This is a genomic window from Pseudomonas sp. KK4 (genome assembly GCF_001984065.1).
Lineage (GTDB): Bacteria > Pseudomonadota > Gammaproteobacteria > Pseudomonadales > Pseudomonadaceae > Aquipseudomonas.
Genome location: NZ_LYVP01000001.1, coordinates 151,374 through 164,660, shown reverse-complemented (window position 1 = coordinate 164,660; position 13,287 = coordinate 151,374). Strand labels below are relative to the sequence as shown.

Below are 13,287 nucleotides of genomic sequence, written 5' to 3'. Positions count from 1 at the left end.
AGTCACCACTATCATCGACTGACACAACGCCTTCGCGAGCAAGCCCGCTCCCACAGGGTGTGCAGAGTTTCAAAAGGATAAAAAAAGGGGAGCACATGCCCCCCCGAGGTTTAAAGCGGTGTATCGAGGCTGTTAACTCAGCCTTCGATCTCGATCAGGATCTCGCCCGGGTTAACGCGGTCACCCTTGGCCACGTGAATCGCGGTGACTTTACCGGCGATGGCCGCCTGGACTTCGGTTTCCATCTTCATCGCTTCGGTGATCAACACAGCCTGGCCGGCCTTGACAGTGTCGCCTTCCTTGACCAGCACATCGACGATGTTGCCCGGCATGGTGGTGCTGACATGGCCCGGCGCTGTGGCCTGCTTGCGCTTGCTGCTGCCGCCGCTGACGAATTCGTTGAGCGGTTCGAACACCACTTCTTCCGGCATGCCGTCGATGGACAGGTAGAAGTGACGCTTGCCTTCAGCCTTGACGCCGACACCGGTAATGTCGACGCGGTAGGTTTCGCCGTGGACGTCGATGACGAATTCGGTCGGCACACCTTCGCCACCGGCCGAAGCGACCTTGCCCGCTTCCGGGATCGGCAGCAGCACTTCAGGGGTCAGGGTGCCGGCAGCACGTTCTTCGAGGAACTTGCGGCCGATGTCCGGGAACATGGCAAAGGTCAGCACGTCTTCTTCAGACTTGGCCAACGCACCGATGTCGGCACGCAGTTTGGCCATCTCCGGCTTGAGCAGGTCGGCCGGGCGCACGTCGATCACTTCTTCGCTGCCGATGGCCTGACGGCGCAGCTTCTCGCTCACAGTGCCCGGTGCCTTGCCGTAACCACCTTGCAGGTACAGCTTCACCTCGTTGGTGATGGTCTTGTAGCGCTCGCCGGCCAGCACGTTGAAGAACGCCTGGGTGCCGACGATCTGCGAAGTCGGGGTCACCAGCGGCGGGAAGCCGAGGTCTTCGCGAACACGCGGGATCTCTGCCAGCACTTCGCTCATGCGGTTCAGGGCGCCCTGCTCTTTGAGCTGGTTGGCGAGGTTGGAGATCATCCCGCCAGGCACCTGGTTGACCTGCACACGCGTGTCGACCGCGGTGAATTCGCTTTCGAACTGGTGGTACTTCTTGCGCACGGCGTAGAAGTACAGGCCGATTTCCTGCAGCAGTTCCAGGTTCAGGCCGGTGTCGTATTCGGTGCCTTTGAGGGCCGCGACCATCGACTCGGTGCCCGGATGGCTGGTGCCGGAGGCGAAACTGGAGATGGCGGTGTCGATGTGGTCGGCACCGTTCTCGATGGCCTTGAGTTGGCACATTGCGGCCAGACCGGCGGTGTCGTGGGAGTGGATGAACACCGGCAGCGACTGCTCGGCTTTCAATGCCCGGACCAGTTCGCCAGTAGCGTAAGGCGTCAGCAAACCGGCCATGTCCTTGATCGCCACCGAGTCGCAACCCATGGCTTCCATCTGCTTGGCCTGGGCCACGAACGCATCGATGGTGTGCACCGGGCTGGTGGTGTAGGCGATGGTGCCCTGGGCGTGTTTGCCGGCAGCTTTCACCGCTTCGATGGCCACGCGCAGGTTACGCACGTCGTTCATCGCGTCGAAGATACGGAACACGTCGATGCCGTTGACCGCCGCCTTGGCGACAAAGGCCTTGACCACATCGTCGCTGTAGTGGCGGTAGCCCAGCAGGTTCTGGCCGCGCAGCAGCATTTGCAGGCGAGTGTTAGGCAGCGCCGCGCGCAGTTGGCGCAGACGTTCCCACGGGTCTTCCTTGAGGAAGCGCACACAGGCGTCGAACGTGGCGCCGCCCCAGCATTCCAGCGACCAGTAGCCGACTTTGTCGAGCTTGTCGCAGATCGGCAGCATGTCTTCGGTGCGCATGCGGGTGGCGAGCAGCGATTGGTGGGCGTCGCGCAGGATGGTGTCGGTTACGTGAATCTTCTTGGACATTGTTTTATTCCTCACAGGCCTGCGTGGGCGGCGATGGCGGCGGCGATGGCCAGGGCCAGCTCTTCGGGTTTGCGCTTGATCGAGTAGTTGGTCAGTTCAGGGTGGCTTTCAACGAAGCTGGTGTTGAACTGGCCGCTACGGAATTCCGGGTTGCGAAGGATTTCCTGGTAGTACGCGGCGGTGGTCTTGACCCCTTGCAGACGCATGTCGTCCAGGGCGCGCAGGCCACGGTCCATCGCTTCTTCCCAGGTCAGCGCCCAGACCACCAGTTTCAGGCACATGGAGTCGTAGAACGGTGGAATGGTGTAGCCGGTGTAGATCGCCGTGTCGGTACGCACGCCGGGACCGCCGGGCGCGTAGTAACGGGTGATCTTGCCGAAGCTGGGCAGGAAGTTGTTTTTCGGGTCTTCGGCGTTGATCCGAAATTGCAGGGCGAAACCACGGTGCTGGATGTCTTCCTGTTTCACCGAAAGCGGCAGGCCCGAGGCGATGCGGATCTGCTCGCGGACAATGTCGATGCCGGTGATTTCTTCGGTGATGGTGTGTTCCACCTGCACCCGGGTGTTCATCTCCATGAAGTACACCTCGCCCTCGGCGAGCAGGAACTCCACGGTGCCGGCGTTCTCGTAACCCACGGCTTTGGCCGCACGCACCGAGAGGTCACCGATGTAGGCGCGCTGTTCCGGCGTCAGCTGCGGGCTCGGGGCGATCTCGATCAGCTTCTGGTTGCGACGCTGGATCGAGCAATCACGCTCGAACAGGTGCACCACGTTGCCAAAGCTGTCGCCGAGGATCTGCGCTTCGATGTGCTTGGGGTTGACGATGCACTTTTCCAGGAACACCTCCGCCGAACCGAAGGCCTTGGTGGCTTCGGAAATGACGCGGGGGAATGCCTGTTCGAGTTCTTCGCGGCTGTTGCAGCGACGGATACCGCGCCCGCCACCACCGGAAGTGGCCTTGAGCATCACCGGATAACCGATGCGATCGCCTTCGGTCAGGGCCTCTTCAATGCCCGACACGTTGCCTTCGGTGCCGGGGGTGACCGGTACGCCCGCCTTGATCATGCTGCGGCGCGCTTCGGTCTTGTCGCCCATGCGGCGAATGACTTCCGCCGATGGACCGATGAATTTGATACCGCGTTCGGCGCAGATGTCCGCCAGTTCGGCGTTTTCCGAGAGGAAGCCGTAGCCAGGGTGCAAGGCATCGCAACCGGTTTCCACCGCCAGGTTCACCAGCTTGCGCGGGTTCAGGTAACCGGCCAGAGGCTCGGCGCCGATGCTGTGGGCCTCGTCCGCACGTTTCACATGCAGCGCATGGCGATCGGCGTCGGAATAAATCGCTACCGAGCGAATGCCCATTTCGGCGCAGGCTCGTACGATTCGGACGGCGATCTCACCACGGTTGGCGATCAGGATCTTTTTTATCACTTGGAGTTTCCCTTGAGCCGGTAGTACCCACGACCCGATAGACCCAGGTCGACGCGTGACCAAATGTTTCAATTTGGTCGCAGCCCCACACTAGCGCTCGCAAGGGATTAACAAAAATGAATAATTATTGGGTCATGCATAAGTAAAGACTTATAGTTGGTGGATCTGCCTGCGTTGAGAGTTCCGGTAAAATGCGTAAGTCCTTGATGCGTATGACATTGCGTCAATTGCAGATCTTCAACGAGGTCTGTGATTTACGCTCCTACAGCCGCGCTGCCGACGAAATGTCCCTCACGCAACCAGCCGTCAGCCTACAGATCCGTCAACTCGAGGAGCTGATTGGTCAACCTTTGTTCGATTACGTCGGCAAAAAACTCTACATGACCGAAGCCGCGGAAGCCCTTCAGCGGGCCAGCCGGGATATTTTCGGGCGCCTGGAAAACCTCGACATGCAGCTGTCCGACATGCAGGGCTCGTTACAGGGTCAGTTGAAACTGGCGGTCGAATCCAGCGCCAAGTATTTCGTCCCGCATTTGTTTGCGGCGTTCAAGCGCCAGCATCCGGAGGTCAACCTGCAACTGACGGTGGTCAATCGCGGGCAGGTGATCCGCCGCCTCTCTGACAACCGCGATGACCTGGTGATCATGTCCATGGTCCCGCAGGACATGGGGCTGGAGTTTCTGCCATTCCTCAACAACCCGATCGTCGCGGTCGCACCACCGGATCACCCGCTGTGCCATATGGGCCCGTTGCGCCTGCAGGATCTTGAGCCTTACACGCTGCTGTTGCGCGAGCCCGGCTCGGGTACGCGCATGGCGTGCGAGGAGTATTTCAAAGAGAAGCGCGTGCACTTCAACCAGACCCAGGAAGTGTCGTCGGCCGAAGCCCAGCGTGAGTGTGTATTGGCGGGGTTGGGCGTTGCGCTGTTGACGCGTCACGCCCTGAACCTGGAGCTGGCGACCGGCGGCTTGATCGAGTTGCCGGTCGAAGAATTGCCGCTGTACCGCAGTTGGTGCGTGGTGCAGGCCAAGGCTAAACGCCTGTCACCGGTGGCTCACGCCTTCCTGGCGTTCGTGCGCAGCGAGCGGGTGCAGATCAGCGGGCTGGTTGAGCGTTTCGACGGGAAGTCGTCGACGCTGCCTGCCAGAAATTAAGTTCGAAGTCTTCGGGAAAATCGCCGATTTCGGCGAGAAGCTGGCGGCGTTCGCAGCGATCTTCAATAGCGCGACGGAATTCCATGCGGCGCTGATCTTCCTGCTGACGACGGGTTTTGACAGCGCTGTTGCGTTCTTCGTAGGGCTGGGCCATTTCGAGTCTCCCAAGGCGAGTACGGGAGCTTCAAGATAGGCGCAGGGGATGACGGTTTGGCGGCTGGCGGGTTACAGCAAGATGAAAGTTACCACTGCTTTTGTGGCGAGGGAGCTTGCTCCCGCTCGGCTGCGCAGCAGTCGCCGGCTTTGAAGGGCCGCTTCGCAGCCCGACGGGAGCAAGCTCCCTCGCCACAGGGATAGCGCCAACCCTTGGATCAATCGTCCAGCGCTTTCACTGACTTGGGCGACAGCCGCAAGCTGCGAAGGCTGCGCTTGACGCTCTTGAGGTGGTTCACCAGGCTCGGACCACGTGCCATGGCCACGCCCATCGCCAGCACGTCGATCACCACCAGGTGCGCGATCCGCGAGGTCAACGGCGTATATATTTCGGTGTCTTCGTGCACATCGATTGCCAGGTTGACGGTCGATAGCTCAGCCAACGGCGTCTGGCTCGGGCACAGAGTGATCAGCGAGGCTCCGCTTTCACGCACCAGGTTGGCGGTGATCAGCAGGTCCTTGGAGCGCCCGGACTGGGAGATGCAGATCGCCACGTCGCTGGGCTTGAGGGTCACTGCCGACATCGCCTGCATGTGCGGGTCGGAATACGCCGCCGCAGTCAGCAGCAAGCGGAAGAACTTGTGCTGGGCATCGGCCGCCACCGCGCCAGAAGCACCGAAGCCATAGAATTCGACCCGTTGGGCCTGGGACATCAGCGTCACCGCCCGTTGCAGTTCCACCGGATCGAGCTTCTCGCGAACCTCCATCAGGGTGTGCAGGGTGGTGTCGAAAATTTTCAGGCTGTAGTCGGCAACCGAGTCATCTTCATGGATAGCGAATTGCCCGAAACTGGCGCCTGCCGCCAGGCTCTGGGCCAGCTTCAACTTCAGGTCCTGAAACCCGGAGCAGCCGATGGCACGGCAAAAACGCACGATGGTCGGTTCGCTGATGCCGACGCTATGGGCCAGGTCGGCCATGGAACTGTGCATCACGGCCGCGGGGTCAAGCAGCACGTGATCGGCGACCTTGAGCTCCGACTTGCGTAACAGGTGACGAGACTGGGCGATGTGTTGCAGCAGATTCAAAGGGCTGGACTCTTTGTTATTGGCAGTTGCCGGGGATGTAGCAAGCTTGTAGTTATACTACATGAATCGGCTTTTTGCCTGCTCAATGCGTAACCACATCCCTCGATTTCAGGTGCTCGCGCCGGATGTAGCACCCGTGTCTTGCTCACGTAACAGCCCTGCAAGCCCCTCGGCCTCTATCGGCTGGCTGATCAGATAACCCTGCACCTCGTCACAGTGCTCGGTTTTCAGGAATTCCAACTGCTCGCGTCGCTCTACACCCTCGGCCACCACCTTCAACGACAACCCATGGGCCATGGCGATGATCGCCCGGGTGATCGCCGCATCTTCCGTGCCCTCCCCCAGGCCGCGAATGAACGCCTGGTCGATTTTCACGTAATCCACCGGAATCCGTTTGAGATAGCTCAGGGATGAATAGCCGGTACCGAAATCGTCGATCGCCAGTTTCACCCCCAGGTCGCGCAGTTGCTGGAACGTCGCGATGATGTGCTCGACGCTGTCCAGCAACTGGCTCTCGGTGAGCTCTAGCTCCAGATAGCACGGCGCCAGCCCGGTCTCCTGCAGCACCTGCCGCACCAGGCTCACCAATTTGCCCTGACGCAGTTGGTGCACCGACAAATTGACCGATACCCTAATCGGCTCAAGCCCCTGGCGTTGCCACTCGCAGGCTTGCCAGCAGGCCTGGCGCAACACGAACTCGCCGATGGGACCGATCAGGCCGGTTTCCTCGGCCAGGCCGATGAAATCCCCCGGCGGCACGCGCCCCATGGTCGGGTGATCCCAGCGCACCAGCGCTTCGGCAGCGTTCAATTTGCCCGTGGCCAGGCACAACTTCGGTTGATAGAACACCTTCAACTGCTTCTCTTCGACGGCTTTGCGCAGTTGGTTTTCCAGCTGCAATCGCTCCAGCGTGCTGGCTTGCAGGCTGTCGGTGTAGAACTGGAAATTGTTACCGCCCAAGTGCTTGGCATGCTGCATGGCCATGTTCGACTGGGCGACCAATGTGGAGATGTCCCGGGCGCTGTCCGGCAACAGGCTGATGCCCATCGACGCACTGACCACCAGCTCATGACCGTCGACCGTCACCGGCATGCGCAACTTGTTCGCCAGGCGCGTGGCGACCCGCGCCAGGCTCGACAGGTTGCCGTAGGCATTGAACAGCACGGCGAATTCGTCACCGGACAGGCGCGCAATGGTGTCTGCCTCCGGCAAGGCATTGATCAGCCGCCGGGCCATCTTCTGCAACAGCTGATCGGCCACTTCATGACCCAGGCTGTCATTGAGCTGTTTGAAGCGATCCAGATTGATGTGCAACAGCGCCAGGCTGCGATAACCGCCCTGGCGAACGCGCTGTTGCGCCTCGCTGAGCCGCTCGCGGAACATCGAGCGATTGGCAAGGCCGGTGAGTTCGTCGTGATGGGTCAAGTAGCGCATGCGCTCTTCCGACTCTCTTCGCGCCGACAGATCGGCGAAGAAGCCGACGATATGACTGACATTCCCCCGGGTATCGCGCACGGCATTGAGATGCAGCCATTGCGGGTACATCTCGCCGTTCTTGCGCGTTTCCACCAGCTCGCCCTGCCAGCTGCCGTGTTGTTCCAGTGCGTGGTGAATCGCAGCGTAGTGACGGCGGGCGTCGCGGCTGCACGGCAGCTCGACGACACTTCGCCCGAGTAATTCCTCGACCCCGTAGCCAGTGACACGGCTAAAGGCCTGATTGACGGCGATCAGGACATAGTCAGGGTCGAAAATCACGATGCCTTCGCTGGCGGCCTCGAACACCGTGGCTGCCAATTGCTGCTGTTCTTCATGCGCCTTGCTGATGCTGATGTCGCGGCGAGTGCCGACCATGCGGATCACCCGGCCGTTCTGCGCCCGCTCTACCGCACGCCCGCGGTCCTCGATCCACACCCAATGACCGTCGCTGTGGCGCACGCGGTACTCGACCTGATAATCCTCGGTACGCCCTTTGAAGTGCTCGACCAATGCCCTTCTCAGCGCTGGCAGGTCCTCGGGATGCAGTCGCGGCTTGAGGTGACGCAGCATGGCCGTCACGTATTCCGGTGCCAGGCCGAACAGTTCCTGAATCTGTGTGTGATGGACTTCGTCGGTTTGCAGGTTCCAGTCCCACAGCCCCAACTCGCTGGCCTTCAATGCCAGCGCAAGCCGCGCTTCACTTTTGCTCAATGCGTCGCTGGCCGCGTCGAGTTCCAGACCACGCTGGGCGACGCGGCTTTGCAGATCGACCTGAATTTCCCGCAGCTCCGCTTCGGCCCGCCGGCGCTGCTCGATTTCCCGGGCCAGCTTCTGATTGAGCTGGTCGCCACAGCTTCGTGCCTGCTGCAGATGCTCGATCAGCGCCTGATTCTGGAAGCGCTGCAACAAGCCACGATCGATCAACCGATGGACCTGCCAGGCCACCACGGTCAATGCACCCAGCAAGATCAGGCCAAACCAGCCCCACCCTTGCCCCTGCCCGTCGCCGTCCCAGAACAGGTAAGCGATAGCCGGCAACAGGCAGGGCAAGGTGAACGAAAGAAAAGCTGGCAGGCTGACCGCGTAGGCCACGCTCGCCGAGAGGGCCGCCGCGCCGATCAGGCCGAAGACCCAGGCTTGCTGAATGAAATTGTCGGCAGGCACCAGGGCGATGCCGGCCCCGGCCAGGGTCAGGCCGGTGAGGCCCGAGCCCAGCAAAAACATGCGGCGCCAGATTGGATGGGCCTGGCGATTGGGAATCGCCGAGTCGAAGGCTGCGACCTGAATCACTCGCAACGCCACCAGCGACAACAGCCACACCAGCCAGACCGAGACCAGGAAGTAGCGCTGCGGGCTCCAGAGCAAAGCGGCGCAGACCAGACCATTGGTCAACATGAACAGCGTGGGCAGCAGCGAGCCCTGATACAGCAGGCGCGTGCGTTCGACAGCCATTTCCATGGCGTATTGTTTACGGATAACCCGGGGCTCCACAGAAGGGCCCGACAGGTCGGAGTTGAGGGTCATAGGCAGTTTCTTGTTCTTATAATGATGAGCATGAGCCCGAAACGTCGACGGAGCATACACAAGCCAGTGCCCGGACCAAACTGCCCCCGGTCAAAAAACAATCAAAAGTGTCGGCCTCTCGACCCGGCCGCAAAGCCGTCAGACGAGACCGGCCAACGCTTGCAGCCGCTGACCGACCGGTCGTCCCTCACGCCTCTTTCATCGGCTAATGCAAAGCGGGGTTTGCCCGGTGTGGCGCCGCCCCCTAGAATGCCCCGATGCGCGATGACCTCTCCCTTCTGCTGAACTCCCTCAACGATGCCCAACGGCAGGCCGTAGCCGCCCCCGTGGGTCGTCAGTTGGTCCTGGCCGGTGCTGGTTCCGGTAAAACCCGAGTGCTGGTGCACCGTATCGCCTGGTTGATCCAGGTCGAGAACGCCTCGCCCCACTCCATCCTGTCGGTGACGTTTACCAACAAGGCTGCCGCCGAGATGCGCCATCGCATCGAGCAGCTGATGGGTATCAACCCGGCCGGCATGTGGGTCGGCACCTTCCACGGCCTGGCGCACCGCTTGCTGCGGGCGCACTGGCAGGAAGCCGGGCTGAGCCAGACTTTCCAGATTCTCGACAGCGACGATCAGCAGCGACTGGTCAAGCGGGTGATCCGCGAACTCGGCCTTGACGAGCAACGCTGGCCGGCCCGTCAGGCTCAATGGTTCATCAACGGGCAGAAAGACGAAGGCCTGCGTCCGCAACACATCCAAGCCAGCGGCGATCTGTTCCTGGCCACCATGCGCAGCATTTACGAAGCCTACGAGGCGGCCTGTTTGCGCGCCGGCGTTATCGACTTCTCCGAATTGCTGCTGCGCGCCCTCGACCTGTGGCGCGACCATCCGGGGCTGTTGGCGCACTACCAGAAGCGCTTCCGGCATATTCTGGTGGACGAGTTCCAGGACACCAACGCCGTGCAGTACGCCTGGTTGCGCCTGCTGGCCAAGGGCGGTGACAGCCTGATGGTGGTGGGCGATGACGACCAGTCGATCTACGGCTGGCGTGGCGCGAAAATCGAGAACATCTACCAGTATTCCGACGACTTCCCCGATGCCGAGATCATTCGCCTGGAGCAAAACTACCGCTCCACCGCCGGCATTCTCAAAGCCGCCAACGCCCTGATTGCCAACAACACCGGCCGCATGGGCAAAGAGCTTTGGACGGATGGCGGCGATGGCGAAGCGATCAACCTGTACGCCGCGTTCAACGAACACGACGAGGCGCGCTACGTTGTCGAAACCATTGAAAGCGCGCTGAAAACGGGCCTTTCCCGCAGCGATATTGCAATTTTGTACCGCTCCAACGCCCAATCCCGCGTTTTGGAAGAAGCGTTGCTGCGTGAGCGCATCCCGTATCGCATTTACGGCGGTCAGCGCTTCTTCGAACGGGCGGAAATCAAGAACGCCATGGCCTACCTGCGTCTGCTCGAAGGCCGTGGCAACGATGCCGCACTGGAGCGGGTGATCAATGTGCCGGCCCGTGGCATCGGTGAAAAAACCGTCGAGGCGATTCGCGATCACGCGCGCCATAGCGAAGTGTCGATGTGGGAAGCAATGCGCCAACTGGTGGCCAACAAGGGCCTGACCGGGCGTGCCGCGAGTGCATTGGGCGCGTTTATCGAGCTGATCGAAAACCTCGCCGCCAAGTGCATGGAAATGCCGCTGCACCTGATGACCCAGACTGTCATCGAGCAGTCGGGGCTGATCGCCTATCACGAAGCGGAAAAAGGCGAGAAAGGCCAGGCTCGGGTAGAAAACCTTGAGGAATTGGTCAGCGCCGCGCGCAACTTCGAGAACAGCGAAGAGGACGAGGACCTGACGCCACTGGCCGCCTTCCTCGGCCATGCCTCGCTTGAGGCCGGGGATACCCAGGCCGACGAACACGAAGACAGCATTCAGTTGATGACCCTGCACAGCGCCAAGGGCCTGGAATTCCCGTACGTTTTCCTGGTGGGCATGGAAGAAGGCCTGTTCCCGCACAAGATGAGCCTGGAGGAACCGGGTCGTCTTGAGGAAGAGCGCCGCCTGGCGTATGTCGGCATCACCCGCGCCATGCAGAACCTGGTGATGACCTACGCTGAAACCCGTCGCCTGTACGGCAGCGAGACCTACAACAAGGTGTCGCGCTTCGTACGCGAAGTACCGAAAGGCCTGATCCAGGAAGTTCGGCTTTCCAATAGCGTCAGCCGTCCGTTCGGCGGTAACCAGTCGATGAGTGGGAGCAACCTGTTCAGCGGCAGCGAGATTCCGGAAACCGGCTTCAGTCTCGGCCAGACTGTGCGTCATTCGATCTTCGGGGACGGCGTGATCCTCAACTTCGAAGGCGCCGGGGCTCAGGCTCGGGTTCAGGTGAACTTCAGCGAAGGCAGCAAGTGGTTGATGCTGGGGTATGCGAAGCTGGAAGCGATCTAGCTGCGATCCTTTTTGCAATGCCGGGGGCAACATCATGGGCTCAGGTTTCTTTTCTTCCTGGACATTCTGGGCCTTGTTATCCGCAGCATTCGCGGCATTGACGGCCATTTTCGCGAAGATCGGCATCGAGAATGTCAATTCGGACTTTGCCACGCTGCTGCGAACAGTGGTGGTACTGGTCAGTCTGGCCTTGATTTTGTACGCGACGGGCCAATATCAGTCATTAGGATCGATCTCCGCCAAGAGTTATCTGTTCCTGGTGCTGTCTGGCCTGGCCACCGGTGCGTCGTGGATCTGCTATTTCCGCGCCCTCAAGGTCGGGCCAGCCTCGCTGGTCGCTCCAGTGGACAAGCTCAGCGTGGTGCTGGTGGCCGTGCTTGGTGTTGTGCTGCTGGGTGAAAGGCTCGACCTGCGCCAATGGGGCGGAATCGGTCTGATCACGGCCGGGGTAGTGATGCTGGCGTTGCGACGCTAGACATACTTTCCTACACAACTTATCCACTTATCCTACAGCCCCAATCGAACAAGCCTTATTGCACTGACTGAAGCTGAACCCGACCTGTCAGGCAAAAGCCCGAAACACTCTGCCGCTAGCCAGTAACACTTCAGCTGTGCAACATGGCGCGCGTGCCTTCCACAAACGGGAATTCCCTTTATGAAACGTTTTCTTAGCATCGCCATGGCGTTGTGCATCGGCCTGACGATGAGTCTCGACGTCAATGCCGCCAAGCGCTTCGGTGGTGGCAAAAGCGCAGGCGCTGCGCCGACTCACCAGACCAGCCAGATGGCGCCTTCTTCTCCAGGCATGGGCGGCGCTGCGGCGACCGCTGGTGCTGCCGGTGCCGCTGGCGCCGCCGCCAAGGCCGGCGGTGCTTCGCGCTGGCTCGGCCCCCTGGCCGGTATCGCGGCCGGTGGCCTGCTGGCCTCCATGTTCATGGGCGACGGCTTCCAGGGCATGCAGATCTTCGACATCCTGATCATGGCGGTCATCGCGTTCCTGGTCTTCCGCTTCATCGCCGCACGTCGTCGCAAGCAGCAGGAGCAGTACGCTCCGGCCGGTCACGCGCCAATGCAGCGTGAAGCCTTTGAGCAGAAGCCAGCCATGGGGTCGATCTTCGGTGGTTCGTCAGCACCTGTTGCCGCCCGTCCGGTGATCAATGCGCCGGCCTGGTTCAATGAAAAGAACTTCGTCGAAGCGGCCCGCAACCACTTCCAGTCCCTGCAGCAGCACTGGGACGCGAACGAGATGGACAAGATCTCCGAGTTCGTGACCCCACAAATGCTGGAGTTCCTCAAGCGCGAACGTGCCGACCTCGGTGATGGTTTCCAGTCCACCTACATCGATAACCTCAATGTGCAGCTGGACGGTGTGGATGATCGCGCCGACAAGACCATCGCCACCCTGACCTTCAGCGGCGTGTCGAAGACTTCGCGTTTCGATCAGGGCGAAGTGTTCAGCGAAAGCTGGAACATGGAACGTGCCCAGGGCGAGAACCAGCCTTGGCTGGTGGCAGGTATCCGTCAGAACGGCTGATATCCCCCCGCGCTTTTCACGCTGTAATAAAAACCCCGGCTTGCCGGGGTTTTCTATTTCGCGGTTGCATCTATAGCGAGCTACTGTATAAACCGCCCCATATAAACCGCGCCACACAAGCAAGAGGATCCCGGACGTGGAAGAAATCATCGAACAACTGCGTGAAGCCAACGAACCGGTACCGGTCCCCTTGGAGTTGCCCGACGAAGATCTGCTGGTCGAAATCGAAGAACAACTGTTCATCGACATCCCATTCGTATTCAGAGAATTTCTGCTGACTGTCAGCGACGTGGTCTACGGCAGCCTGGAACCGGTGACCGTCACCGATCCACAATCCCATACCTACCTGCCGGATGTAGCCGCCAATGCCTGGGACGCCGGTGTCGACCGCAGCCTGATCCCGATCTGCCAGGACGGTGACGACTACTACTGCGTTGAAGAAGACGGCACGGTGGTACTGTGGTCCGCCGAAGAAGAGCTGGTGACCGAAGAAACCTGGGAATCGGTATGGCACTGGGCGCGGGACGTCTGGCTGGAAAGCTGAGTC

10 protein-coding genes are annotated in these 13,287 nt (G+C 60.7%); 5 read left to right on the top strand and 5 right to left on the bottom strand.

Annotation, left to right across the window (positions count from 1 at the left end; genetic code table 11):
* Window positions 1-137 precede the first annotated feature (137 nt).
* Window positions 138-1,946, bottom strand: a complete 1,809-nt coding sequence (oadA, locus tag B0W55_RS00725) for a sodium-extruding oxaloacetate decarboxylase subunit alpha (protein ID WP_077044150.1) — start codon at window positions 1,944-1,946, stop codon at window positions 138-140.
* Window positions 1,947-1,957: 11 nt separating this feature from the next.
* Complete coding sequence (locus B0W55_RS00720) at window positions 1,958-3,373, bottom strand: acetyl-CoA carboxylase biotin carboxylase subunit (protein ID WP_007896523.1); 1,416 nt, start codon at window positions 3,371-3,373, stop codon at window positions 1,958-1,960.
* 191 nt (window positions 3,374-3,564) lie between these two features.
* Here B0W55_RS00720 and B0W55_RS00715 point away from each other — a divergent pair, with 191 nt between their 5' ends.
* Window positions 3,565-4,527 (top strand): LysR family transcriptional regulator, encoded by a 963-nt coding sequence (locus B0W55_RS00715; RefSeq protein ID WP_077044149.1) that lies wholly within the window; start codon window positions 3,565-3,567, stop codon window positions 4,525-4,527.
* On the opposite strand, the gene B0W55_RS00710 is transcribed toward B0W55_RS00715, so the two are convergent.
* From B0W55_RS00710 to B0W55_RS00700, 3 genes are all read right to left on the bottom strand, one after another.
* Window positions 4,469-4,681: a PA3496 family putative envelope integrity protein gene (locus B0W55_RS00710; RefSeq protein WP_077044148.1), complete on the bottom strand. Its 213-nt coding sequence runs from the start codon at window positions 4,679-4,681 to the stop codon at window positions 4,469-4,471. The two genes, B0W55_RS00715 and B0W55_RS00710, sit on opposite strands and share 59 nt — an antisense overlap.
* Before the next feature lie 217 nt (window positions 4,682-4,898).
* Entirely contained in the window at window positions 4,899-5,765 is an 867-nt protein-coding gene (gene hexR / locus B0W55_RS00705) for a transcriptional regulator HexR (RefSeq protein WP_025131545.1), read from the bottom strand.
* Window positions 5,766-5,873: 108 nt separating this feature from the next.
* Window positions 5,874-8,765 carry a bifunctional diguanylate cyclase/phosphodiesterase gene (locus B0W55_RS00700; protein WP_077044147.1) on the bottom strand — a complete coding sequence of 964 codons (2,892 nt, stop codon included), beginning with the start codon at window positions 8,763-8,765 and terminating at the stop codon, window positions 5,874-5,876.
* Window positions 8,766-9,022: 257 nt separating this feature from the next.
* Between B0W55_RS00700 and uvrD the strand changes: the two genes are divergently transcribed.
* The 4 genes from uvrD to B0W55_RS00680 all read left to right on the top strand — a co-directional run bounded on the left by uvrD (window position 9,023) and on the right by B0W55_RS00680 (window position 13,284).
* The gene (gene uvrD, locus B0W55_RS00695; protein ID WP_077044146.1) at window positions 9,023-11,206 is read left to right on the top strand and encodes a DNA helicase II; all 2,184 of its coding nucleotides are present in this window, start codon (window positions 9,023-9,025) and stop codon (window positions 11,204-11,206) included.
* 34 nt (window positions 11,207-11,240) lie between these two features.
* Entirely contained in the window at window positions 11,241-11,681 is a 441-nt protein-coding gene (locus B0W55_RS00690; protein WP_077044145.1) for an EamA family transporter, read from the top strand.
* Between the two features lie 180 nt (window positions 11,682-11,861).
* Window positions 11,862-12,740, top strand: a complete 879-nt coding sequence (locus tag B0W55_RS00685) for a Tim44 domain-containing protein (protein ID WP_077044144.1) — start codon at window positions 11,862-11,864, stop codon at window positions 12,738-12,740.
* Between the two features lie 136 nt (window positions 12,741-12,876).
* On the top strand, window positions 12,877-13,284 hold the full coding sequence (locus B0W55_RS00680; protein WP_014720555.1) for an SMI1/KNR4 family protein: 408 nt from the start codon (window positions 12,877-12,879) through the stop codon (window positions 13,282-13,284).
* Window positions 13,285-13,287 lie beyond the last annotated feature (3 nt).